Genomic DNA, 25,343 nt, shown 5'->3' on the forward strand with positions numbered 1-25,343 from the left:
GTAATATTGAATACATTAACAATTATTGGTTTAGGTGCAGGTGACTTTAATCAGCTGCAAATGGGTGTTTATAAAAAATTAAAGGCTGCTAAAAAATTATATGTACGAACAGTGGATCATCCGGTTTTAGAGGAATTAGCAGCAGAGGGTGTGGGATTTGAAAGTTTTGACGACGTTTATGAAAAACACGATACATTTCAACCTGTGTATGCAGAAATAGCTGATTCTCTTATAGAAGCTACCGCTGTTGAGGATGTTATGTATGCTGTGCCAGGGCATCCACTAGTTGCAGAGCAAACAGTGCAATTACTTATTGCAGCAGCAAATGAAGGGAAAATTGAGTTAGTCATTGAGGGTGGTCAGAGTTTCTTAGATCCCATTTTTGGCGCATTAAAAATAGATCCAATTGAAGGCTTTCAATTACTTGATGGTACTAGCTTTTCAATGCATGACATTAACATGCGTCAGCATATCTTGATTGCTCAAGTATACGATACATTCAGTGCATCAGAAGTGAAGCTAACGTTGATGGAGAAATATGATGATGAGTATCCTGTGACAGTTGTGACCGCGGCTGGATCTTCACAGGAACAGATTGTCACAGTGCCACTCTATGAACTCGATCAAAGTGTAGAAGTAAATAATTTAACAACAGTCTATGTACCGCCTGTAAAAACACAGGAGGAGTCATTAAGAGATTGGACAACATTCCGTCAAATCATTGCAACGCTGAGAGGCCCAAATGGCTGTCCTTGGGATCAAAAGCAAACACACGAGTCATTGAAAAAATATTTACTTGAGGAAGCACATGAATACTTGGCTGCGGTTGATGCTGAGGATGATTTTGCTATGATTGAGGAACTTGGTGATGTGTTGTTACAAGTATTTTTGCATGCACAAATTGGAGAAGATCAAGGTTATTTTACACTTGAAGATGTGTTAGCTTCGATTAGTAAAAAAATGATTCGCCGCCATCCGCACGTTTTTGGGGATGTAGCGGTAGAAGACGCAGCTGGTGTTGTGGCTAATTGGGAGGCTATTAAAGCTGAGGAAAAAGGAACGAGCGATAAACCTTTACTAGACGAAGAATATAGAGCATCTTCGGCATTACAGACAGCCTACAATTATCAAAAAAGAGCTGCAAAAGTGGGCTTTGATTGGCCTGATGTGGAGGGAGCATGGGATAAATTTACCGAGGAATGGCAGGAATTTCGCCATGAGGTGACGAAAGGCTCTAATGCGTCCCGTCTTGATGAATTTGGCGATGTATTGTTCACATTAGTAAACTTAGCACGTTTCTATAAATTATCACCAGAAGAAGCCATGCTACATGCAAATGAGAAATTTGCAAAACGTTTTGGCTATGTTGAGCAACAGGTAAAGGCAAGTGGAAAACCATTTTCCGATTTTACTTTAGAACAATTAGATGCATTTTGGAATGAAGCAAAGCAACTAGAAAAGGAGTAAGATTATGAGATTAGATAAGTTTTTAAAAGTATCCCGTTTAATAAAACGTCGTACTTTAGCCAAAGAGGTGGCCGATCAAGGACGTATTACAATCAATGCAAAGATTGCAAAAGCAAGTAGTACAGTGAAAGCTGGTGATGAGCTTGCTATCCGATTTGGTCAAAAAATAGTAACAGCACGTGTAGAAGAAATACGTGAGACTGTGAAAAAAGAAGATGCAGCAAAAATGTTTACCATTTTGAAAGAAGAACGACTTGAAAAGATTGAGCCTGAATTTATTGACGATGAGGAATAAAAGCTAAATTTATTTTCTAGCCCTCCTAATGTTGTCCCGCCTTTCTTTTTGTAGGTGAAAGTATGACACAACTTAAATAAAGTTGTCATGCTTTGAAGGTTGTCCGCATAAAGTGAACAGAAGCTAGGACGACTAAAGGAGGAAAAAAATGACGCTACATCAAGAAAGTAATCGTTACACAATTCCATCTGGAGAGCATATTTTAACGATTCGTAATCGTAAAAGAATGGACATGACTTCTGTAAAATCAATTGAACGCTTTGATCAGGAAGAGTTTTTCATTAAGACGTCCCAAGGGCATTTGTTAATCCGTGGAGAGGAACTGCATATCGTTCATTTAGATGTTGACAAAGGATTATTGACACTTGAAGGAACTGTAAAAACCTTACAGTACGACGAGGAGGAAAGTGGCTTCTCGAAAGGTTTCCTTCATAAGTTATTTGGATGATTGTCAGTGAACAATTTTATCAATTAATTGTCATGGTTTTGAGCGGTATAGCAGTTGGTTTCATAATTGATAGTATAAGGCTCATTGTTTTTTCAACTCCAAAAAGGTCAAGCCTTCGAAAGTGGATGATGGTTGTTGAGTTAATAACTTGGATTCTACTTGGAGGGTTGACATACTATTTATTATTTTGGCTAAAAGATGGCGCTTGGCGGGCTTACGACCCGCTAGCGCAAATAGCCGGAATTTTTTTGTATCAATCATTTTTTCAAACCTTTTTACGTTTCGTTGCTAGAATTTTGGTGAATATAACATGGAGACCTTTTTGGTTCATTGTACGTTTCATAATTACGATTATTCGACAAATTTTGCAATTATTAATAAATATTGTTATGTTTGTTATAAGACCTTTTGTCAAAATTTATTCGTATTTGTCCTACACTTTTTTTAAAAAATTACGATATTTGAAGTATAATAAAAAGCAACAATAATTATCGGAGGTGCGGACATGACTAGACGTCATTCATCAAATGATGAATCCCAAAACTTCACTAAGCTTGATAATGACTATGTCCGTAACACGGATAGAGCTATAAATCGCAAACAACAGGCTCGAAAGCGTAAGATGCGTCGTATTGTCTTTTTTGCGATTGTACCAGTCATTATTATTGCTCTTCTCTTAAATGTGCTGTCACATCAGAATGAAACATTAGCAGCAAAAGAGAAATCCAAGGAAGAAGCGAATCAGCATCTCACTGAATTGAAAGAAGAACAAGATACATTAAATCTTAAAATCAAACAATTGCAGGATGATGAATATATCGCGAAGCTATTAAGAAAAGAGTACTATTTATCGGAAAAAGGTGAGATTATTTTCATCATTCCAGATAAGGAAGATAAAAAAGACGACTGAAAAGCTATGTATTGTTGACACTCTTTTATTGTTATATATAATGAAAAGAGAAGCTTATTGCAGTAAAAAGTTTGATTAAATTGATTACATGGCTCAAAAGAGTCGCTTAATTTTTAAGGAGGAGCATTTTTTTTATGTCAATTGAAGTAGGCAGCAAGGTACAAGGTAAAGTAACAGGAATCACAAATTTTGGAGCATTCGTTGAGCTGCCAGATGGCAAAACAGGCTTAGTTCACATTAGTGAAGTTGCTGACAATTATGTAAAAGATATCAATGAGCATCTAAAAGTTGGAGATGAAGTTGAAGTAAAAGTGATGAATGTTGAAGCGGACGGAAAGATTGGTCTTTCAATCCGTAAAGCAAAGCCTCAAGCTGAAAGACCAGAGCGACCAGAGCGTCCAGCACGTCCACGTCGTGATAATCGTTCCAATGATCGCAACGAACGCCACCAGCCAAAAGAAAATTTTGAGCAAAAAATGGCACGCTTCTTAAAAGATAGTGATGAACGTCTAGCAACACTTAAACGTGCTACAGAATCAAAACGCGGAGGTCGCGGAGCTAGAAGAGGGTAGTTTGCTGACTGTTTTAATCGTAGAAAAAGTGTATGAAATAGAGTTGGGAGTGGCTTTTTAAAAAGCTACTCCCTTTTTTAATATACCTATAAAGTAGAAGAAGGTCTCTTTTTCTTTTTTGTGGGTGTTATCGTTTTTTCATCGGTAGAACCAATGGATTCTTTCTTCACAGGATGGATAACCATTTTGACAAGTAAAGCAACACCATATACACTCACAGCTAGTCCACCAAGCAATAAGATTATTTGAACAAAAAACGGTAAGTTTATTAGAATTGAAATAAGAATAATCATTGAGCCACTTCCACAAATTAAAGCAGCTTTTGTTAATGCACTCAAGGGAATTAAACCTCCTAAAAACGTTATTTTTACTAGTATGCCATACTTTTATATTCTGTCACATAGCTTTACTTGAGCGGACGGATAGAATTTGCAAAGAAATAGATAGATGGTATAAATAGATGGATAAATTAAAAATAGGTATCTCAGAATCTAGTTCTGAGATACCTATTTGAGATGACCCCTACGGGATTCGAACCCGTGTTACCGCCGTGAAAGGGCGGTGTCTTAACCACTTGACCAAGGGGCCTACTATGGTGGCGGCCGAGGGGATCGAACCCCCGACCTTACGGGTATGAACCGTACGCTCTAGCCAGCTGAGCTAGGCCGCCAAATTTAGAAATGGAGCGGAAGACGAGGTTCGAACTCGCGACCCCCACCTTGGCAAGGTGGTGTTCTACCACTGAACTACTTCCGCATGTCGTTTAAGCAACAAGTTAAATAATACAAGCCAATCGTGCGTGTGTCAAGTAGGTTTATAAAAAATATTTAAAGATATTTCAGGTGTTTAACTAGAGAAGAATATTTTAGCGGATTTTTTGTTCTTACGTAGAAATATATCCTAGAGAAGAGTTGAATCAAACCATTAATAGTACGTGAAATCCCTTCAAACTAGGCTTTAAGATGAATAGTAAATGACTATTTTACGAATTAAATAATTGAATTTTCCGATATTAATATTAACTAAACGCCCTTTACTGTAAAAATTGTTGCCAATTCTCGTATTTATGAATAGCTATTAGTCGAAATATTTATATTTTTTTCTGTCAACGTCAGACAATCTTTCCACACATAATTTTTTATAATAACCAAAAGTGCGGAAAGGGGATAGTTAAATGACAAGTATTGAATGGTATAATACAACGAATGTAGATGACCAAAAAATAGGTTTGAAAAAGAAGCAGATCCTAATAGGCTCTCTCTTTTTTTTAACCGCCTTTTTCTTGGCTCAATCTGTTGTATTTGAAGCGGCTGTACCGTTCTCAGTTCCTTTTTGGGCCATTATTCGAACGAAATATAGGGAGTATGCCAAATTCGTATTATTTGGGAGTTTAGCGGGTTGCTTTTTCCTAGGCTTTGGACAAGTCCTAATTCTCGCTTTACAAATTATCCTGTATGAATGTATTATGCGTTTTCGTTACTGGCAACTGCCCCAAAGTATTGCGGTGTCTTTAGCTGTATTACTGGTACAAATAATGTGGCAAGGGGTGATGTATCAAGGCTTACCACCAGTGCTTGTACAATTTTATGTGGGCTGTGAAGCAGCTTTAGCTCTTATTATGACATTGTTTATGCAAGTATTATTTGTTAATTCGTATGAATGGTTTACGACGCATTGGACATATGAAAAGCTAGGTTCAGGATTAGTCGTCTTTGCAGCCATGCTTACTGGAATGCAAACGGTTGTAATAAGCTATTTTTCACTCCCTATTTTTTTACTGCAGCTCTTTATTTGTTTTGGCGCATTGGTTGGAAGTGTGCCCTTAGCAACTGTCATTGGAGCAGTGCTAGGAACGCTTATTGGTGTGGCCAAGCTTTCGTTTACCGGTATGCTTTCGGTGGCTACCTTAACTGGATTATGTGCGGGTATGGGAGCGAAAGGCGGTAGATTTGGCGTTGCTATTGGTAGTATTTTACCTAGTGTATTTTTTTTATTTTATGACGCCACATTGCCCTTGGATAGTGTTTATTTCACCTCAATTGCCATGGGTAGTATTTTATTTCTAACCATTCCAAAGAAATATTCAGATAAGGTAAGGGACAAGCTCTTTCCACAACGAGAGGAGGTTTTACTAGCTCGACAGAATTGGTTAACAGAACATGTAACATATAAATTAGAGCACTTTCAGCATTTTGTGCAATTCATGAAGGAACTTGTGTTTGATCGCTTTATGACAGCACCAGTTGAAGCTGCGAAGGAAGTAGCACCAATGAATACTTGTTTAAGTTGTTTCCGTTATGATCATTGTTGGGGTGCGCAAAATAATGGTATGGACAAACTGATGACAGATTGGTTTCATATGAAAGGCGTAGGCAAGGAATCAGCTATTCATCGTGTTGAAGAACAAATCCGCTATAAATGTGTGAAGTCCACGAAAATCTTTGAGGAATTGGATACAGAACTTTATAGAGAACGAATCAACGGGCAATATTTCCATGGTAAAAAAATGATTGCCCTACAACTGCGTGATATGAGCAATCATTTAAATCAATTAATTGCTGAGATGAAGGAAGATACAATTTCTTTTGTAAGTGTTGAGAAGGACATTGTTGAACGCTTAAAGGAAGCCAATATTGAGTGCTTTCAACTTGATGTCCTAAGCAATAAGCCTGGGGCGAGAAAGATTGTTTGTGCATTAGCACCAGCGCGTGTCAACTGGGAGAAGGATACAACATTAGCTGAACGTATGATTTTGCCGATTCTTTATGAAATTTTTGATGAACCTTTTGAAATTGAAAAAGTAGTAGCCTGTGAAATACCATTTCGTCATGTTCAAATTTGCTTTAGATCAGCTATTAGCTTTGAAGTAGAGTATGATATATATAGCATGTCTAAAGATGCAACACTATATTCCGGTGATTCTCATGCTCTTTTCCAATTGCATCCAGGGTTATTTGCGATATTGCTGTCTGATGGTATGGGGCAAAGTAAAGAAGCACAACATGAAAGTAGAAAATTGATCCATTTAATGCGAGAGTGTCTAAATTACAATATGAATCCCGAAACTGCGATGCATACGCTCCATTATGTCATGGCATTAAAGCAGCAAGATGATATGTATGCAACCCTTGATTTTGCACTTGTCGATTTACAGCACGGAGATTTGTGGTCGTGGAAGGCTGGTGGAATGTCAACCTACATTTTACGTGGTAAAGAGGTACTGAAGGTTGAAAGTAATGCAGCACCTGTAGGATTCTTATCTATTTCAGCAGTCGAAGCTGAAAAAAGAAAACTGAAGGCAGGTGATGTTATTTTAATGCATTCAGATGGACTGTTCTCAAGTGTAGCTGATTGGGATGAACAAGAGGAAACATTTTTAGCTTTCGCACAGCAGGTAGCAAGTACAAATAAAACGATTCAGGAAAAGCTAACAATCATTATGCAATCATTCCAAGGTTATTTTGAAATAGAAGATGATTGTACAGTATTAATGCTAGAGGTGACACATGTTGTACCGACATGGGCTGTCTTTAGACCAGCTCAGTATTCAATGAGTAAATCATCTTAAACAAACAACGAAAAGGGGAGGAGAAGCGTTTGTCATTTGAATTAAAGGTCAAAACATTTATAGAAGAAGAGCAATTATTACAGCAAGGCGACCATCTTCTCATCGCCGTTTCGGGTGGGGTAGACTCTATGGCTTTACTTCATTACTTTATGCAAACACAGGAGCAGTGGAACATTCAGGTGGAAGCGGTACATGTTGATCATATGTTGAGAGGAGAAGCCTCTGCTGAGGATAGGGCTTTTGTTCAAAAATATTGTGATGCTAATGGTATTTACTTACATGCCAAGGAAATTCCAATACCTACAATATTGGCACAGGAAAATGGTAATACACAGTTAATTTGTCGTAGGGAAAGGTATCAATTTTTCAAAGAAGTGCTGCAAAAAACAAATGCTAATAAGCTTGTAACTGCACATCATGCGGATGACCAACTGGAGTCAGTATTAATGGCCCTTACAAAAAATGCAACAATGAATAGCATGCAGGGCATACGTCCACAAAGAAATTTTGGAGGAAAATCATTAATTCGTCCGTTTTTAACGGTTACAAAGTCTGAAATAGGGGAATATTTACTTAGAAAAGGTTTAGATTATCGAGAAGATGCTAGCAATTCTAAAGATACCTATGTACGTAATCGTTTTAGACATCATGTGGTGCCTTTACTAGAGGCAGAGAATCCGCGAGTGACTGAACAGGTGACCCATTTCACAAAGCAATTGCAAGAAGACGATACCTTTTTAATGACATTGGCCCAAGATGTATTTTCCAAAATCATCATAAGAAATAATGAAAATACATATTGCATGGAAATTGAAGCATTTCAATTGATACCACTTGCTTTACAAAGGAGGCTCATTTTAATACTATTAAACTATCTTTACAAAGATTCAAATACGATACAAAGTTATGCCTTATTGACTTCAATTTTAAAGCTTTGTGATACAACAGCAGGGTATGCTGAAATTCACTTACCTGAAGATTTTCTAGCAGTTCGCCGTTATGGAAATTTAACGATTCAGAAAAAGGAGCCGTTAGAAGGCCTAGCTTCTCCTGAGAAACAGGTTATTACGACTGCTAATGGCTGGACAACACTGACAAATGGTGAGCGCTTACGCGTAGTCAATTTGCATGATTTATCGTCTGAATTGCTGACGGATACTGCACAACTTTTTTATTTTAACGCTAGCAAACTCCACCTACCGCTCTATGTTCGGGCACGCAGGGATGGAGATAGAATGCTGTTAAAAGGAATGGATCAGCCAAAACGCTTATCTCGCCTTTTTATAGATGAAAAGATTCCTTTAAATGAGCGAAATAGCTGGCCGTTACTGATTTCTCAATCTGATGAGGTGGTAGCGGTAATTGGTGTGCGTATGGGAATATTTTTTTCAACCACTCCGCAACCAAACGATGATACAGTGCTCATCGTAGACTAAGGTCTTTGTAAAATATTTCACCGAAATAGGGTGAAGATTTTTTGATACATCACGAGGAGGAATCGATATGTTACAAAACGACATCGAAAAAATTATGATTACAGAAGAACAATTGCAAGAAAGAATTGCAGACTTAGGCGCGCAACTAACAGAGGAGTACAAAGATGCATTTCCATTAGCTGTTGGCGTACTTAAAGGGGCAATGCCATTTATGACAGACCTAATGAAACGTTTCGATTCTTTCATCGAACTCGATTTTATGGATGTGTCTAGCTATGGTAATGCTACCGTGTCATCTGGTGAAGTGAAGATTTTAAAGGATTTGAATACAAGCGTTGAGGGACGTGACGTATTAATTATCGAGGACATTATTGATAGTGGTTTAACTTTAAGCTATCTAGTAGATTTATTTAAATATCGCAAAGCAAAGTCCATTAAAATTGTTACATTACTTGATAAACCATCAGGTCGAAAAGTGAATTTGTCTGCTGACTATGTTGGTTTCGAAGTACCAGATGGCTTTGTTGTAGGATATGGCCTAGATTACGCTGAAAAATATCGTAACTTACCTTATATTGGTATTTTGAAGCCTGAGGTATATTCTTTCTAAGATAGAAAAGACCAGCTATGAAAAGTAAAGGTCTCCAGCGCAAGTCACGTATTTTAGTTATGTTTAACATAATTCAAAATCTTGACACAATGTTTAGCTATATCGAGCCCGAGGAACAGGTACAATTACGCTGGGACATATAAAGATGGCCTAAAAACTGTTGTGATAACGGCAATAAGTGAACGAAACATTTTTTAAGTAGGGCTTTTCGTTGTATGATGAAATCATGATATGTTAAGATTTTACTTATAATTTTTCTGTTTGTAATGAGGAGGCTGGAGATGAATCGAATATTTCGATATACCATATTCTATTTACTGATTTTCCTAGTGATTATCGGTATTTTTGGTACTTTCAATGGTGGAAACTCACCAACGAAAGAATTAACTTATCATGAGTTTCAAGAAGCTCTAGATAAGAAAGAAATAACAAGTGCTACAATTCAACCTGATAAATCAGTTTACGTCGTTGAAGGAACATTGAAGGGGTATGAAAAAGGGGAAAGTTTTACTACAAACATCCCTCGTGAAAACCAATCTTTAATGGACCGCATCGATGAAGCTGCTAAGGATAAAAATAGTAATATTAGTTTTTTAGCAGCACCAGAAACAAGTGGATGGATTCAATTCTTTACAGGAATTATTCCTTTCATTATCATCATTTTCTTATTCTTCTTCCTAATGAGTCAATCTCAGGGTGGCGGTAATAAAGTGATGAGCTTTGGTAAAAGTAAAGCTAAACTGTATGATGATCAAAAGAAAAAAGTACGTTTTACAGATGTAGCAGGTGCTGATGAAGAAAAAGCGGAACTTGTTGAAGTGGTAGAATTCTTAAAAGACCACCGCAAATTCACTGAAATTGGTGCCCGTATTCCAAAGGGTATCTTACTTGTAGGTCCTCCAGGTACAGGTAAAACATTACTTGCACGAGCAGTAGCAGGTGAAGCAGGTGTTCCATTCTTCTCTATCTCAGGTTCTGACTTCGTAGAAATGTTTGTCGGTGTTGGTGCTTCTCGTGTCCGGGATCTATTTGAAAATGCTAAGAAAAATGCTCCATGTATCATCTTTATCGATGAGATTGATGCAGTAGGTCGTCAACGTGGTGCTGGTCTCGGTGGAGGCCATGATGAGCGTGAGCAAACATTAAACCAGTTATTAGTTGAAATGGATGGTTTCGGTGCCAATGAAGGAATTATTATCATTGCTGCTACAAACCGCCCGGATATTTTAGATAAAGCATTATTACGTCCAGGTCGTTTTGACCGCCAAATTACAGTAGGGCATCCTGATGTAAAAGGACGTGAGGCAATTCTTAAAGTACATGCACGTAATAAGCCTTTAGCAGATACAGTTGATTTAGCGGCTGTTGCTCAACGTACGCCAGGTTTCTCAGGTGCGGATTTAGAAAATCTACTCAATGAAGCGGCGCTTGTAGCGGCTCGAAAAAGTAAGCGCACTATAAATATGGCAGATATTGATGAAGCATCAGACCGAGTAATCGCTGGTCCTGCAAAAGCAAGTCGCGTATATTCTGCTAAAGAGAAGAAACTGGTATCCTTCCATGAAGCTGGCCACGTAGTCGTTGGTCTTGAGCTAGATGAGGCTGATACAGTACACAAAGTAACAATTGTTCCTCGTGGGCAAGCGGGTGGATATGCGATTATGTTACCGAAGGAAGAGCGCTTCTTTACGACAAAGCAAGAGCTTTTAGATCGTATTGCAGGTCTTCTAGGTGGCCGTGTAGCTGAAGAAATTGTTCTTGGTGAAGTTTCTACTGGAGCACATAACGATTTCCAAAAGGTTACAAGCATTGCCCGTGCTATGGTTACTGAATACGGAATGAGTGAGAATCTTGGAGCTATGCAATTTGGCTCAAGTCAAGGTGGTAATGTATTCCTTGGCCGCGACTTTAATTCTGACCAGAACTATTCTGATTCAATAGCCTATGAAATTGATAAAGAAATGCAAAAAATTATTGATACACAATATGAGCGTACTAAGCGTATCCTTACGGAAAATCGTCACCTGCTTGATTTAATTGCCAATACACTAATGGAAAAAGAAACATTAAATGCACAGGAAATTGAGCATTTACGTGACCATGGTGTGTTACCAGAACCAGAGGCTGCAGAAAAAATTGAGGAGAACACTCCAAAGATTGAAGCAAAGCCTACATTAGATACTATTGGCGAACCAGTTGTTGAAAAAGAACTACTAAGTAAAGAGTCAAATCCAACAACTTTGGATTTAGCAAAAGAACGTAAAGAACCGAATGATGCACCTAAGGGTATCGATGAAAAACGTGATTAAAAATAGGGAAGACTGTTTACTAGTACAGTAAGCAGTCTTTTTCTTTGCCTTTTCTTACTAATAAGCATTAGGATAGAGTAGTAAAAAGACAAGCTGCATACAACTCTGCCATTTAGAGAGATGTAGTATTTGTTAGCCAAAACAGATAGGAGTGTACACACATGGGAAATGTTGTATTAAATAATGGTCTTAAAATGCCTTTGGTTGGTTATGGTGTCTTTCGAGTACCCGAAGGAGATGACCTAGCTGAAGCAGTCAAAACAGCTATAGCAAAAGGCTATCGTAGTATTGATACAGCACAAGTATATCGCAACGAAGAAAGTGTTGGACGAGGAATACGTGCAGCCATTGAAGAAGGCTTAGTAACTCGAGAAGAATTATTTATAACATCAAAAGTTTGGAACGATGGACTTTCCTATGAAGAAACACTCGCGGCATATGACAGCAGTCTAGAAAAAATTGGATTAGACTATTTGGATTTATATTTAGTACATTGGCCTGGAATAGACCAAAATTATATTGAGGTTTATAAAGCACTAGAAAAGATTTACCAGGATGGACGAGTACGTTCAATTGGTGTTAGTAATTTCCACGTACACCATTTAGAAAGCCTTTTGAAGGAAACGACTGTCGTCCCTGTTATTAATCAAATTGAGTTCCACCCGCACTTAATACAGGAGGAAGTACGTGCCTACTGTAAGGATAAGGGCATACAGGTGGAGGCATGGTCTCCGTTGATGAATGGTTCACTACTGGAAGAGGCATTGATTCAAGAGCTAGCATCTAAATATGGCAAAACGCCAGCACAGATTGTATTACGCTATGATGTGCAACATGATGTTGTTACGATTCCAAAAACGATGACACCTGCACGTATGGCTGAAAACCTAGCTGTTTTTGACTTTACGTTAACTGAGCAGGAAATGACACAGTTAGATGCAATGAACGATGGACTACGTTGTGGTCCAGATCCAGAAAAATTTAATTTTAAATGATTTCTAAGAGAGGCTACCATATTTAGGGGGCCTCTTTTTAAAGAAGATTGATAACATTTTCAATTGATTTTGACAAACAATATAGGTATTGATCTCCACCTGTAGTAGAAGGTGTTGTACCTAAGACTATCTCTACAGTACAAACAACAGCTGCTGAATCAAGATAAAAAGTATGGTATCATTTTCTAAAGTGTTTTATCCTCATTCAAGTTAGAGAGAATATTGTAATATGGGGATTGCCAAAGTTACAATGACGATATGGGAGGTGTCATTTTTGATTTTAGTTTTAGATGCAGGGAATTCAAATATTGTATTAGGTGTCTATGATGACAACGATCAATTAGCCTTCCATTGGCGTATGGTGACGGATCTCCATAAAACAGAAGATGAATATGCTATGCAAGTTCTTTCTTTTTTTAATCATGCAGGCATTTCATTTGAACAAATAACAGGCATTATTATATCCTCAGTTGTGCCACCAATTATGTTTTCACTAGAGGCGATGTGTCAGAAGTATTTTCGAAAAAAGCCTTTGGTAGTAGGACCAGGTGTGAAAACAGGTTTAAATATTAAATACGAAAATCCACGTGAGGTTGGGTCTGATCGTATAGTGAATGCCATAGCAGCTCTAGATTTATATAAGGCTCCTTGTATCATCGTTGATTTTGGGACAGCAACAACCTTTTGTTATTTGAACGAAAAGGGCGATTACATGGGTGGAGCTATTGCGCCAGGCATCACTATTTCTACAGAGGCTCTTTATACACAGGCTGCAAGATTGCCACGTATTGAAATCGTTCGACCTACACATATCGTGGGGAAAACGACCGTTTCTGCCATGCAGGCGGGAATTTTTTATGGCTTTGTCGGGCAAGTTGAGGGCATTGTTAATCGTATAAAAGCACAAAGTAAAGAGGAGCCATTAGTTATTGCTACAGGTGGATTAGCAAATCTAATCGCAGGGGAGACACAAATTATAGATGTTGTAGATCCATTTTTAACATTAAAGGGTTTATATAAGCTCTATAAACGTAACCAATAGGAAATGAGGGACATTCCATTTATGAGTGATTATTTAGTAAGAGGTTTAGGATTTAATGGACAGGTTCGTGTGTTTGCAGCACGTACAACAGCCACAGTAGGAGAAGTGCAACGCCGTCACGATACATGGCCAGTTGTATCGGCAGCTTTAGGTCGATCAATGACAGCGGCTGTTATGATGGGAGCCATGCTAAAAGGTGAAGAGAAAATCACTATTAAAATTGAGGGCAACGGTCCAATTGGCCCAATGGTAATTGATAGTAATGCACATGGAGAAGTGCGTGGATTTGTGACAAACCCTCATGTACACTTTGATTTAAACGAGCAAGGTAAGCTAGATGTTCGAGCAGGTGTTGGAACAGAAGGTGCTCTTACGATTGTTAAAGACCTTGGTTTAAGAGATATGTTTTCAGGACAAACACCAATTGTTTCTGGCGAAATTGCTGAAGATTTTACTTATTATTTTGCTACATCTGAGCAAGTACCATCATCTGTAGGTTTAGGCGTATTAGTTAATCCAGACAACACTATTCTTGCAGCCGGCGGATTTATACTTCAATTAATGCCAGGCTGTGAGGAAGAAACGATAACTGAAATTGAGCAACACCTTGCTACAATAGAGCCTGTTTCAAAAATGATTGAAAAAGGCTTTACACCAGAGCAAATTTTAGAAGCTGTATTAGGAAATGGACATCTACAAATTTTAGATTCCATGCCAGTTGAATTTAAATGTCAATGTTCAAAAGAGCGGTTTGGTGCGGCAATTTTAGGTCTAGGAACAGCAGAAATTAGAGAAATGATTGATGAGGACGGCGGTGCAGAGGCACAATGTCACTTCTGCTTAGAGACATATAGCTTTTCTAAAGATGAGCTAGAAGGGTTTATCGATGAGCTCAACGCGTAATCGTCGACCTTCAACCAATGTAACACCAAACCAAACTCCTTTATTGCAACGTCGTTTAAAGACAAAGCCTGCTTTAGCTGTCATAGCCGTATTGTTATTAGGAAATATATTATGGTTCATTAGTTGGTTGATCCCGAACAAAGGTCAGGAAATTGGTAGCGACGAACAAGTCGCTGCCATTGACGGGGATGTTATCACACGCCAAGAGTGGATGATTGCTATGGAAGAACGATATGGTAAAGAAACACTCCAAAATTTAGTAAATGAAACGGTAATGGAAAAAGCTGCAAAAACATATAAAATTAAAGTTACTGATAAAGAAATTGATCTTGAATTAGCGTTAATGCGATCTGCTCAAGATAAGTTTGATACAGCCATGCAAAATCTTTCGGCAGAGCAACTACGCCAAAAGATTCGATCACAGCTTATATTGGATAAGGTACTCACGAAAGATGTAGTGATAGAGGAAGAAAACGTTGAAAAGTATTATGAAGAAAATCAAGGCTTATATAATACAAAAACAAGCTATCGTACGAATTTTATTGAGGTCGATTCAAAAAAAGCTGCTGATGAGGCACTGGGTGAATTGAAAAATGGCTCTGACTTTACAGTGCTGGCACGAGAAATTTCTGTTGATAGTGCTTCAGCGAGTTTAGGAGGGGATATTGGTTTCCTTACAGAAAATCAGGAAAATGTAGACCCTGCAATTATTAATACTGTAAAATCACTAAAGGCAAATGAGGTAAGTAAAGCCTTTAAGTTAGATAATGGTCATTATGGCATTGTTCAAGTACAAGAGGTATTAGAAGGACAATCCTTTACATATGACGATGTGAAAGAACATATTGAGAGAGAATTAGCTTTAGAGCAATTACCGCAATCTGTAACGCCAGAAGCATTTTGGTCTGAATTTGATGCTACTTGGTATTATGGAGAGACTAAAAAAGAAAAATAATACATGAAAAGAGTCTGCAGGTTTTGCGGGGTACAATGAGTCTGATCAAACTTACAGGCATTCGTAGTGAATTACCCAATAAATGCAGGTTCTTTTTCTTTAGTGAGCATAAGATTTTTCCTTTTCAAAGCAATGATAAATATTCTGAAAATATTAGTTTTATTTTATTGACAATCGAATGGAAAAATTGATAAAATACAAAATAAGTAAAACCTATAAAAATAGTAGGGATTGGGAGTGGATTAGTAAATGAGTAGATTAGCAAACTCGGTAGCTGAATTAGTTGGTAAAACACCAATTGTAAAATTAAACCATGCAACAAGTGAAAATGAAGGTACTGTGTATGTAAAATTAGAATATTTTAATCCGGGAAGCTCAGTGAAAGACCGTCTGGCTTTAGCAATGATCGAAGCGGCGGAAAAAGACGGGACATTAAAACCTGGTGGTACAATTATTGAGCCGACATCTGGTAATACAGGTATTGGTCTTGCAATGATTGCCGCTGCCAAAGGTTATAAAGCCATTTTAGTTATGCCAGAAACAATGAGCTTAGAGCGTCGTAATTTATTGCGTGCTTATGGTGCAGAGCTTGTATTAACGCCTGGTCCAGCAGGTATGAAAGGTGCAATTGCTAAAGCGGAAGAACTATCTGAAGAACATGGCTACTTCCTACCACAACAATTTACAAATCCTGCGAACGCGGTAATTCACCGTTTAACAACAGGCCCAGAAATTGTAGAAGCATTTGATGGCTTAACACTTGATGCTTTTGTAGCTGGTGTTGGCACAGGTGGTACAATTACTGGTGCGGGTGCGGTCTTAAAAGAAAAGTATCCAAACATTGAAATCATTGCAGTTGAACCAAAGGATTCACCAGTTCTTTCTGGTGGTCAACCAGGTCCTCATAAAATACAAGGAATTGGCGCTGGATTTGTACCAGCAGTTTTAGATACGGAAGTCTATTCTTCAGTATTCCCTGTTGAAAATGAGGTTGCTTTTGAAGTAGCACGTAAAGTAGCACGTGAAGAAGGAATCCTATGTGGTATTTCATCTGGTGCTGCAATCTATGCAGCAATTGAAGCGGCAAAACGTTTAGGTAAGGGTTCGAATGTCCTTGCTATTGTGCCTTCTAATGGTGAGCGTTATCTATCAACACCTTTATATCAATTTGAAGACTAATTCAATTTTTTATGTAAGGGCTCCTTTATAAAGGGGCCCTTTTTTAGTGTGAAAACTATGGCACTATGAAAATTATAAAAATATTCGCTTCTATGTAATAATCAAGTTAAGATGGAATCACATCATATGTTTAAAGGGGAAAATAACTTGAAAACAATACTTACAAAAACATTAACGATGGATGCAGATTCATTTTTTTATAGCTATAAAAGGCAGACAGAGACGCAGCAAGCGCATGTGTTTTTAGAGAGTGGACGTGGTGGACATTTTTCAATAGCTGCGTGGAATCCATTAGCTACCGCACGATCAGTAGAGGGTGGGCTTTTCGTAAATTGGAGAAATGGCCGACAGGAAGTTTTACAAGGTGAGTCCCTTGATTTACTAGAAGAGCTTGTGGCGGAGTATCAGGTTTCTTATAATACAGAGCTACCTGTTTTTCAGGGAGGGGCTATTGGTTTTGTGTCGTATGATTACGCTCGTAAAATTGAGGAGCTTCCTAATACGGCAACAGATGATTTACAAGTGCCAGATATCTATTATTATATCTTTGATTGCTGGGCAGTACATGATGTGCAAACGAATACAGTGACACTTATGAAGTTAGAAGAGAATGAGGTTAATTTGGAAGAATGGGCTAACATCTGGCAGGTTGCAGCACAGGCTGGATTAGATGCGCGCAAATTTGAGAAAACAACTGCTACAGAAGTTAAGAATGATGAAAATGAGTTGCTTGTTTCATTTGCAGGCGACGATTTTGAGGCAGCGGTTAAAAAAATACAAACGTATATCGCGCAAGGTGATGTCTTTCAGGTGAATTTATCTGTTCGTCAGTCTAAGAAACTCAATGCACCTGCAATAGATGTCTATGAGGCACTACGAGCGTTTAATCCGTCACCATATATGGCTTATATTGAAGCACCTGATTTTTCCGTTGTTTCGGGATCGCCAGAGTTACTAGTCAAGCGTCAAGGCAATGAGTTGTCGACGAGACCAATCGCAGGCACTCGACCAAGAGGAAAGTCCGAAGAGGAAGATTTAGCGTTGGCTCAAGAATTAATTGATAATGATAAAGAGCGTGCTGAGCATGTAATGTTAGTGGATTTAGAGCGCAATGATCTAGGACGCGTATCCACCTATGGAACAGTAGAAGTGGATGAGTTTATGGTCATTGAGCGCTATTCACATGTTATGCATATCGTTTCGAATGTGCGTGGAGAAATAGCAGAAGGTAAAACGAATGCAGATGTTATTCGTGCAATGTTTCCAGGTGGGACAATTACAGGAGCGCCAAAGATCCGCACTATGGAAATTATTGAAGAATTAGAGCCTGTACGACGTGGTTTATATACAGGCTCAATCGGCTGGCTAGGCTTTACAGGTGATATGGAGTTTAATATTGTAATCCGTACAGCGTTTGTAAAAGATGGGGTTGCGCATATTCAAGCTGGAGCAGGCATTGTCATTGACTCTGTTCCGGAAAGAGAGTATCAGGAATCTTTAAATAAAGCGAAAGCAATGTGGCAGGCAAAGGCAATGGCAGAGGAGCGAGTAATATGATTTTGATGATCGATAACTATGATTCATTTATTTATAACATCGTCCAATATTTGGGTGAATTTGGTCATGACATAGTAGTAAAACGTAATGATGTTATTACAGTAGAAGAAATAGAACAACTTGCGCCAGATATGATTGTTATTTCTCCAGGGCCATGTAGTCCAAATGAGGCGGGAGAAAGCCTGAACATTATTAAATATTTCGCGGGAAATATTCCGATTTTAGGGGTTTGTCTTGGACATCAGGCGCTTGCACAGGTGTTTGGTGGCCAAGTCATACAAGCGGAACGTTTAATGCATGGGAAGACTTCACCCGTGCTGCATGCCGAAGTAGGTTTGCATAAAGGCATGCCAAATCCATTCCAAGCAACTCGCTATCATTCTCTTATTGTAGAAAAGGAGACATTACCAGCTTGTCTAGAAGTAACAGCTTGGACAGAAGAAGGAGAAATTATGGGTTTACGTCATAAGGAATATCCTATTGAGGGTGTACAATATCATCCGGAATCCATTATGACAGAGCAAGGAAAACAACTTCTTCGCCAATTTATAGAAATGTATGTAGAAGGAGTGAAATAGATGCAGTGCTGGATGAACGGAAACTATATGGCGGCCCAGGATTTGAGAATTTCGCCATTTGATCATGGATTTTTATATGGATTAGGATTTTTTGAAACGTTCCGAACATATGGTGGTCAGGTATTTTACTGGGAAGCACATATGAAAAGATTACAGCATGCTTTATCACAATATCACATTCATTTAAACTATCCTGAAAGTGTATTACTTGAGGCTGTGCAACAACTAAATCAACTTGCTGGCGGTCAGGATGGTTACTTCCGTTTAAATGTATCTGCGGGTCAACATAATATTGGATTACAGCCAACAGAATATAGGCAACCAAATGTCATCATTTTTCGCAAGGAACTTCAAGACACACCGCGTGGTACTGAAAAGTTTGCACAATGGCTTACCATACCACGCAATACACCTGAACAAGCATTTCGTGTTAAATCGCACCATTACGGCAATAACGTGCTTGGTCGCTTTGAAATGCCATCACTGGCTCAACAAGAAGGTTTCTTTTTAACAGAATCAGGCTATGTAGCTGAAGGTGTGACATCAAATATATTTTGGGTAAAAAATGATATACTATATACGCCTTCTTTGGAGACAGGTATTTTACCAGGAATTATTCGTGCATGGGTTATAGAAAAGGCTAAAGCGCTAAACCTTGACGTACAGGAAGGCTTTTATACAAAAGAGGATTTACTACAAAGTATGGAATGCTTCATTACCAATTCAGTACAAGAACTTGTGCCTATTAGTAGCTTGGAGAACCAGCGATTTTTAGGCAATAAAGGACCTATTTATACCATTTTGCATAGCGCATTTGTTCAAGAAGTGGAACAAGGATAGAAGGAGCGTTTACATGCTAGAAAAATATACGAAACCATTAACGATTAATGGTATTACATTAGACTATAGACAAGAAACATTTGTTATGGGGATTCTAAATGTTACCCCAGACTCTTTCTCTGATGGAGGAAAGTATAACAATGTGGAGGCTGCTGTTACTCAAGCGAAAAAAATGGTGGCTGAAGGAGCAAAAATTATCGATGTAGGTGGAGAATCTACACGTCCTGGGTACGAGCGTATTTCAGATGAAGATGAAATTGCACGCATCGTGCCTGTTATTCAAGCGATAGCACAAGAAGTAAAGGTCATTATTTCAGTTGATACGTATAAAGCAAGTGTGGCGCGTGCCGCAATTGAAGCGGGCGCACATATCATCAATGATATTTGGGGAGCAAAGGCAGAACCAGAAATTGCTCAGGTTGCTGCAGACTTACATGTTCCGATCATTCTAATGCATAATCGTGAAAATATGGATTATGGTGTTGATTTTTGGACGACTGCAAAGGTAGATTTAGAAAAAAGTATTGCCATTGCACGGCAAGCGGGAGTTCCCGATCATCATATCATCTTAGATCCAGGTATCGGCTTTGCTAAAAATACTGCACAAAATATAGCTATGATGCAACACTTATCGGATTTAGTGGCTATGGGCTATCCCGTATTATTAGCAACATCACGTAAATCAATGATTGGTAATGTCTTGAACTTACCTGTTGAGGAACGTCTTGAAGGGACAAGCGCCACAGTGGTTTATGGAGTTGAAAAGGGTTGTCATATGATAAGAGTTCATGATGTAAAGGAAATGGTGCGGGCAACGTATATGACGGATGTATTAGTGGGTAAACGTTTGTTTAAGGAGGAAGCCTGATGGATTATATTCATTTAAAGGACATGCAGTTTTATGGTTATCATGGTGTATTAGCAGCTGAAACTACTCTAGGCCAACGCTTTCGAGCAAATGTTTCGCTTGCAGTAGACATGACAAAAGCCGGTGAAACGGATGATCTTTCTTATACCGTAAATTATGCAGAGGTATATGCGTTATGTCGGGATATTGTAGAGGGTGAACCGTTTAAGCTTATTGAGGCTCTTGTTGTGAAAATAGCAAATGTGATTTTAGCAACCTATCCTGATAAAGTAAAAGGAGTTCGTGTAGAGCTTATTAAACCAGACCCACCTATTCATGGTTATTATAAAGAAGTCTCTGTTGAGGTTACGAGGGGGGATTTCTAATGAAGGATGTCTATTTATCTATCGGAACAAATATGGGGGAGAGATATGAGAATCTTCGGCACGCAGTAGACCTTTTAAAGGATAAGAAGGAACTAGAGTTGATTCGTGTTTCATCTGTTTTTGAAACAGCTGCTGTAGGTTTTACGGATCAGGCCGATTTTTTAAATATAGCTGTTCATCTAAAAACAGCTATATCGTCTGTTGAGATGCTGAATATTTGCCAAGAAATCGAACGGGAATTAGGGCGTGTAAGAGAATTCCGCTGGGGCCCAAGAGTTATTGATCTTGACATTTTACTTTACAATCAAGAGAATATTGAAACGGAGAACTTAATTGTTCCTCATCCAAGAATGTACGAGCGAGCATTCGTCCTAGTACCACTTGTAGAGATTACACCATCACCATTCGATGAACAGCTACAACAAGCGCATGATCTGTTACAGCAAATGGATTGTGAAAAGGAAGGCGTAATCTTCTGGAAACCCTTTAATGAGCTGTCAGCGGTGAATTAAGTAATTGTATAGGAATGAATTATCAGCGTATAGCATTAATGATAGATAGAGAAAATAGGTAAAGCCTATAGAGGAGGAAGAAAAACGTTGGGTCAGTCAACAGAGAAGCCATTTCAAATTGGCGATATTGTCATGGACAACCGCGTAGTATTAGCGCCAATGGCTGGGATTTGTAACTCTGCTTTCCGATTAACGGTTAAGGAGTTTGGGGCAGGTCTCGTATACGCTGAAATGATTAGTGATAAGGGCATTGTCCAAAAAAATGAAAAAACATTAGGTATGCTTTATATCGATGAACGTGAAAATCCTCTTTCACTGCAAATCTTTGGTGGAGATAAAGAAACCTTAGTAGAAGCAGCGAAATATGTGGATGAAAATACGACTGCTGATATTATTGATATCAACATGGGGTGTCCTGTTAATAAAATTATAAAATGTGAAGCGGGAGCACGTTTACTACTTGATCCTAATAAAGTATATGAGATGGTAGCGGCTGTTGTGGATGCTGTTAAAAAGCCGGTTAGCGTAAAAATGCGTATTGGTTGGGATGAAGAACATATCTTTGCAATTGAAAACGCTCAAGCGGTTGAGCGTGCAGGTGCAGCTGCAGTAGCAGTTCATGGTCGTACACGTGTACAAATGTATGAAGGTAAAGCGAACTGGGATTACATTCGTCAAGTGAAGGAAAATGTCAGCATTCCTGTGCTAGGTAATGGTGACGTGGAAACACCTCAAGATGCTAAACGTATGCTGGAAACTACAGGTGTAGATGCAGTAATGATTGGACGTGCTGCTTTAGGTAATCCATGGATGATCTATCGTACGGTTCAATACCTAGCAACTGGTGAATTAAAAGAAGAGCCAAGTGTACGCGAAAAAATGGACGTATGTTTACTACACTTTGAACGACTTCTTCAATTAAAAGGAGAAGGAATTGCAGTACGAGAAATGCGTAAGCATGCATCATGGTATTTAAAAGGAATCCGAGGTAATGGTAAGGCCCGCAATGCTATTAACCAAACAGAAACTGCGGCAGAACTTCGGGTACTATTAAATAGTCTTGTACAGGAGTATGAAGAAAGCGAATCTAAATTGATTGTTCCAGAAGTCAAAGAATTAATTATATAGTTTTAATATGGGCGTCTCTATAATTTGATAGAGGCGCCTTTTCGGCAGCATCTTTAATTTTTAGAATTATTAATTATTTTATATTGGATTGAAAATAAATTGAAACAGATGATTACAGCACTAAAATTGTGTACAATAGAAATATTATGGACGTAAACGCGGACAATTTACTTAAGGAGTGAAACAAGTGTCAAATATAGAAGAATTAAATGATCAACTATTGGTGAGACGCCAAAAGATGACAACGATACTAGAAAATGGGCAAGATCCATTTGGAAGCCGTTTTGAACGTACACATTTATCAACAGAAGTACGTGAGCAATTTGCAGATCAAACAAAAGAACAGCTTGAGGAAAACCTTCAAGAGGTAATTATTGCGGGCCGTATTATGACGAAACGTGGTAAAGGAAAAGCTGGCTTTGCACATATTCAAGATTTAAATGGTCAAATTCAAATTTATGTTCGTCAAGATCATGTAGGCGAAGAAGCGTATGAATTATTTAAACAAGCTGATTTAGGAGATATCGTAGGTGTGCGTGGTAACGTGTTCCGTACACAAGTGGGAGAACTTTCTGTAAAGGCTGAGGAATTCACATTCCTTACAAAAGCGCTACGTCCTATGCCAGAGAAATTCCACGGCTTACAGGATGTTGAGCAACGTTATCGCCAACGTTATCTAGATTTAATGACAAATGAAGATAGCAAAAAGACATTTATCACGCGTTCAAAAATTATTCGTGCAATCCGAAATTATTTAGATAATGCTGGATACTTAGAAGTAGAAACACCAATGCTTCACACAATTGCTGGTGGCGCAGCAGCTCGTCCATTTATTACGCATCACAATGCCCTTGATATGGAATTATATATGCGAATTGCCATCGAATTGCATTTAAAACGTTTAATAGTTGGTGGTTTAGAAAAAGTTTACGAGATCGGACGTGTGTTCCGTAATGAAGGAATTTCAACACGCCACAACCCTGAATTTACAATGATTGAACTATATGAAGCGTATGCTGATTATCAAGATATCATGTCTCTAACTGAAAACCTTATTGCGCATGTTGCCCAAGAAGTTCTTGGTACAACTTCAGTTCAATATGGTGAAGATGAAATCAACCTTGCTGTAGGCTGGAAACGAGTTCATATGGTTGACGCTGTAAAAGAGGCAACAGGTGTAGACTTCTGGCAGCCGATGACAAAAGAACAAGCACAAGCACTTGCTAAAGAGCATGGAGTTGAAGTGAAGGATGTACACGAAGTAGGTCATATTATCAATGAATTCTTCGAACAGAAAGTAGAGGAGACGCTTGTACAGCCTACATTTGTGTATGGTCACCCAGTAGAAATCTCACCTCTTGCGAAGAAAAATCCAGAGGACGAGCGTTTTACAGATCGCTTTGAGTTATTTATCGTTCGTCGTGAGCACGCCAATGCCTTCACAGAGTTAAATGACCCTATCGACCAACGCCAACGCTTTGAAGCACAATTAGCAGAAAAAGAAGCAGGTAATGATGAGGCACATGAAATGGACAATGATTTCATTGAAGCATTAGAATATGGTATGCCTCCAACAGGTGGTTTAGGTATTGGTATTGACCGTTTAATTATGCTACTAACAAATTCACCATCAATTCGTGATGTATTATTGTTCCCAACAATGCGTCATATTACAAAATAAATTACGGCGTAGGCTCTTTATAGAGCTATTATAGAGCAGTCAATGGATTAAGAGGAGAATTCACGGGATAGGTGAGTTCTCTTCTTTTTGTTCAATGAAAAAAATTAAGTTGTTTAAACGTAGATTATATTTAGGTTATACTTTTATAGTTCTATGTTTTTAAATACAATAAGTATAAAAAAGAAGTATTTTATTGGGGGCTTATAATGAATTACAAAATTATTAACAAACAAGTATTTGAACAGGCACAATTACGTTCTGTTTCTGATGTTCCATTTACGGAGGAAGAGCTTGAGCATGGTATGAAATTAGTCGTTGCTAAAAAAGACGAGACACTTACTTTATATTTAGTAGAAATAGATGGCCATAAGAAATTTGATGTTCGTTGGGACGATTCTTCTGAAATCTTTAGTGGCTGGTATTCTGCATGGGATAACTTCTTGTGGTGCTTAAATATAGTTGACCCTCAAGGTAATGAAATAAGATAGGGACTATTAGAAATAAGCATGCGCTAAAGTACTTCTGCTTTAGCGCATGCTTATTTTCATTTAATGCATTTTAAAAAACCAACTAAGACCTAAACAACATAATTAGATTTTGTAGTTATTAGGAAGTAATTTTACACTAAATTTTATGAGTTATATTTAGCTTGAAAAGTAAGTAGTATTTTAATTTAAGATATTGAGATTTAATAGAAAGAGATGTATAGTAAAACAAATAATAAATAAGGAAAGATATTATGATTTACGATTCTCGTAAATACACAAAATAGCTTATTAAAGCAGGTTTATTAAATAAAATTAGATTTTGTGTAAAAAATGCTTGCGAAGTTTTTTCTAACGTGATAAATTATTACTTGTCGTTAAGACGATGCAATTTACAACATTGAACTTCAAAAACAATTTGAAAAAAGATGTTGACATGAATAATTGATTATAATATACTTTAAAAGTTGTATCCGATGATTTTGAAAAAACATTTTAAAAAAGTGTTGACAACAAAGTAGAGAAATGTTATAATTTAAAAGTTGCTGTCGAGAGATGGTAGCTAAATGAACCTTGAAAACTGAACAAGCAAAACGTAATCAATAAAGTTTTAAGTAGCTAGTTTTGCTAGTGAACGAAA

General features: G+C 38.0%; 25 protein-coding genes and 3 tRNA genes. 24 read left to right on the plus strand and 4 right to left on the minus strand.

Annotation, left to right across the window (positions count from 1 at the left end):
• Positions 1-6: 6 nt before the first annotated feature.
• The 6 genes from yabN to EW028_RS23315 all read left to right on the plus strand — a co-directional run bounded on the left by yabN (position 7) and on the right by EW028_RS23315 (position 3,692).
• Positions 7-1,467: a bifunctional methyltransferase/pyrophosphohydrolase YabN gene (gene yabN / locus EW028_RS23290; protein ID WP_131522608.1), complete on the plus strand. Its 1,461-nt coding sequence runs from the start codon at positions 7-9 to the stop codon at positions 1,465-1,467.
• Between the two features lie 4 nt (positions 1,468-1,471).
• Complete coding sequence (locus tag EW028_RS23295; protein ID WP_131522609.1) at positions 1,472-1,762, plus strand: RNA-binding S4 domain-containing protein; 291 nt, start codon at positions 1,472-1,474, stop codon at positions 1,760-1,762.
• A gap of 148 nt (positions 1,763-1,910) precedes the next feature.
• Positions 1,911-2,210 (plus strand): sporulation protein YabP, encoded by a 300-nt coding sequence (gene yabP / locus EW028_RS23300; protein ID WP_004229167.1) that lies wholly within the window; start codon positions 1,911-1,913, stop codon positions 2,208-2,210.
• Entirely contained in the window at positions 2,207-2,698 is a 492-nt protein-coding gene (yabQ, locus tag EW028_RS23305) for a spore cortex biosynthesis protein YabQ (RefSeq protein WP_131522610.1), read from the plus strand. The genes yabP and yabQ overlap by 4 nt, the downstream gene beginning before the upstream one ends.
• Before the next feature lie 17 nt (positions 2,699-2,715).
• Positions 2,716-3,120, plus strand: a complete 405-nt coding sequence (locus EW028_RS23310; protein ID WP_131522611.1) for an FtsB family cell division protein — start codon at positions 2,716-2,718, stop codon at positions 3,118-3,120.
• 134 nt (positions 3,121-3,254) lie between these two features.
• A complete protein-coding gene (locus EW028_RS23315) occupies positions 3,255-3,692 on the plus strand; it encodes a S1 domain-containing RNA-binding protein (RefSeq protein ID WP_048395331.1) in 438 nt (145 codons plus the stop codon).
• A gap of 86 nt (positions 3,693-3,778) precedes the next feature.
• Here EW028_RS23315 and EW028_RS23320 read toward each other — a convergent pair whose 3' ends face one another.
• The 4 genes from EW028_RS23320 to EW028_RS23335 form a co-directional block, all read right to left on the minus strand.
• The gene (locus EW028_RS23320) at positions 3,779-4,030 is read right to left on the minus strand and encodes a hypothetical protein (protein WP_131522612.1); all 252 of its coding nucleotides are present in this window, start codon (positions 4,028-4,030) and stop codon (positions 3,779-3,781) included.
• A 178-nt stretch (positions 4,031-4,208) separates the two neighbouring features.
• A tRNA-Glu gene (locus tag EW028_RS23325) sits at positions 4,209-4,280 on the minus strand.
• Between the two features lie 5 nt (positions 4,281-4,285).
• Positions 4,286-4,362: transfer RNA gene (locus tag EW028_RS23330), tRNA-Met, on the minus strand.
• A gap of 11 nt (positions 4,363-4,373) precedes the next feature.
• A tRNA-Gly gene (locus EW028_RS23335) sits at positions 4,374-4,448 on the minus strand.
• 418 nt (positions 4,449-4,866) lie between these two features.
• Here EW028_RS23335 and EW028_RS23340 point away from each other — a divergent pair.
• The 18 genes from EW028_RS23340 to EW028_RS23425 all read left to right on the plus strand — a co-directional run bounded on the left by EW028_RS23340 (position 4,867) and on the right by EW028_RS23425 (position 24,706).
• The gene (locus tag EW028_RS23340) at positions 4,867-7,260 is read left to right on the plus strand and encodes a SpoIIE family protein phosphatase (RefSeq protein ID WP_131522613.1); all 2,394 of its coding nucleotides are present in this window, start codon (positions 4,867-4,869) and stop codon (positions 7,258-7,260) included.
• A gap of 29 nt (positions 7,261-7,289) precedes the next feature.
• Entirely contained in the window at positions 7,290-8,696 is a 1,407-nt protein-coding gene (tilS, locus tag EW028_RS23345; RefSeq protein ID WP_131522614.1) for a tRNA lysidine(34) synthetase TilS, read from the plus strand.
• Between the two features lie 67 nt (positions 8,697-8,763).
• Complete coding sequence (hpt, locus tag EW028_RS23350; RefSeq protein ID WP_004229145.1) at positions 8,764-9,306, plus strand: hypoxanthine phosphoribosyltransferase; 543 nt, start codon at positions 8,764-8,766, stop codon at positions 9,304-9,306.
• 281 nt (positions 9,307-9,587) lie between these two features.
• Positions 9,588-11,615, plus strand: a complete 2,028-nt coding sequence (gene ftsH, locus EW028_RS23355; protein ID WP_131522615.1) for an ATP-dependent zinc metalloprotease FtsH — start codon at positions 9,588-9,590, stop codon at positions 11,613-11,615.
• Between the two features lie 161 nt (positions 11,616-11,776).
• Positions 11,777-12,610 carry an aldo/keto reductase gene (locus EW028_RS23360; RefSeq protein ID WP_131522616.1) on the plus strand — a complete coding sequence of 278 codons (834 nt, stop codon included), beginning with the start codon at positions 11,777-11,779 and terminating at the stop codon, positions 12,608-12,610.
• Positions 12,611-12,884: 274 nt separating this feature from the next.
• Positions 12,885-13,652 (plus strand): type III pantothenate kinase, encoded by a 768-nt coding sequence (locus EW028_RS23365; RefSeq protein WP_131522617.1) that lies wholly within the window; start codon positions 12,885-12,887, stop codon positions 13,650-13,652.
• Positions 13,653-13,673: 21 nt separating this feature from the next.
• A complete protein-coding gene (gene hslO, locus EW028_RS23370; RefSeq protein ID WP_009373570.1) occupies positions 13,674-14,555 on the plus strand; it encodes an Hsp33 family molecular chaperone HslO in 882 nt (293 codons plus the stop codon).
• Positions 14,539-15,510, plus strand: coding sequence for a peptidyl-prolyl cis-trans isomerase (locus EW028_RS23375; protein WP_131522618.1), 972 nt, complete (start codon positions 14,539-14,541; stop codon positions 15,508-15,510). The genes hslO and EW028_RS23375 overlap by 17 nt, the downstream gene beginning before the upstream one ends.
• 249 nt (positions 15,511-15,759) lie before the next feature.
• Complete coding sequence (gene cysK, locus EW028_RS23380) at positions 15,760-16,689, plus strand: cysteine synthase A (protein ID WP_004229133.1); 930 nt, start codon at positions 15,760-15,762, stop codon at positions 16,687-16,689.
• Positions 16,690-16,815: 126 nt separating this feature from the next.
• On the plus strand, positions 16,816-18,246 hold the full coding sequence (gene pabB / locus EW028_RS23385; RefSeq protein WP_131522619.1) for an aminodeoxychorismate synthase, component I: 1,431 nt from the start codon (positions 16,816-16,818) through the stop codon (positions 18,244-18,246).
• Positions 18,243-18,824, plus strand: a complete 582-nt coding sequence (gene pabA / locus EW028_RS23390) for an aminodeoxychorismate/anthranilate synthase component II (RefSeq protein ID WP_131522620.1) — start codon at positions 18,243-18,245, stop codon at positions 18,822-18,824. Before pabB ends, pabA begins: the two co-directional genes overlap by 4 nt.
• Positions 18,825-19,664: an aminodeoxychorismate lyase gene (gene pabC / locus EW028_RS23395; protein WP_131522621.1), complete on the plus strand. Its 840-nt coding sequence runs from the start codon at positions 18,825-18,827 to the stop codon at positions 19,662-19,664. It begins immediately after the preceding gene.
• 13 nt (positions 19,665-19,677) lie between these two features.
• Complete coding sequence (gene folP, locus EW028_RS23400) at positions 19,678-20,532, plus strand: dihydropteroate synthase (RefSeq protein ID WP_131522622.1); 855 nt, start codon at positions 19,678-19,680, stop codon at positions 20,530-20,532.
• Entirely contained in the window at positions 20,532-20,897 is a 366-nt protein-coding gene (gene folB / locus EW028_RS23405; protein ID WP_004229125.1) for a dihydroneopterin aldolase, read from the plus strand. The genes folP and folB overlap by 1 nt, the downstream gene beginning before the upstream one ends.
• Positions 20,897-21,409, plus strand: coding sequence for a 2-amino-4-hydroxy-6-hydroxymethyldihydropteridine diphosphokinase (gene folK, locus EW028_RS23410; protein WP_131522623.1), 513 nt, complete (start codon positions 20,897-20,899; stop codon positions 21,407-21,409). The genes folB and folK overlap by 1 nt, the downstream gene beginning before the upstream one ends.
• 87 nt (positions 21,410-21,496) lie before the next feature.
• The gene (gene dusB / locus EW028_RS23415) at positions 21,497-22,537 is read left to right on the plus strand and encodes a tRNA dihydrouridine synthase DusB (protein ID WP_004229121.1); all 1,041 of its coding nucleotides are present in this window, start codon (positions 21,497-21,499) and stop codon (positions 22,535-22,537) included.
• A 178-nt stretch (positions 22,538-22,715) separates the two neighbouring features.
• Complete coding sequence (gene lysS, locus EW028_RS23420; protein WP_193767458.1) at positions 22,716-24,218, plus strand: lysine--tRNA ligase; 1,503 nt, start codon at positions 22,716-22,718, stop codon at positions 24,216-24,218.
• A gap of 206 nt (positions 24,219-24,424) precedes the next feature.
• Positions 24,425-24,706 (plus strand): hypothetical protein, encoded by a 282-nt coding sequence (locus EW028_RS23425; RefSeq protein WP_131522625.1) that lies wholly within the window; start codon positions 24,425-24,427, stop codon positions 24,704-24,706.
• Positions 24,707-25,343 lie beyond the last annotated feature (637 nt).

It is taken from the genome of Lysinibacillus sp. OL1, assembly GCF_004332175.1.
In the GTDB taxonomy this organism is placed as follows: Bacteria; Bacillota; Bacilli; order Bacillales_A; family Planococcaceae; genus Lysinibacillus; species Lysinibacillus capsici.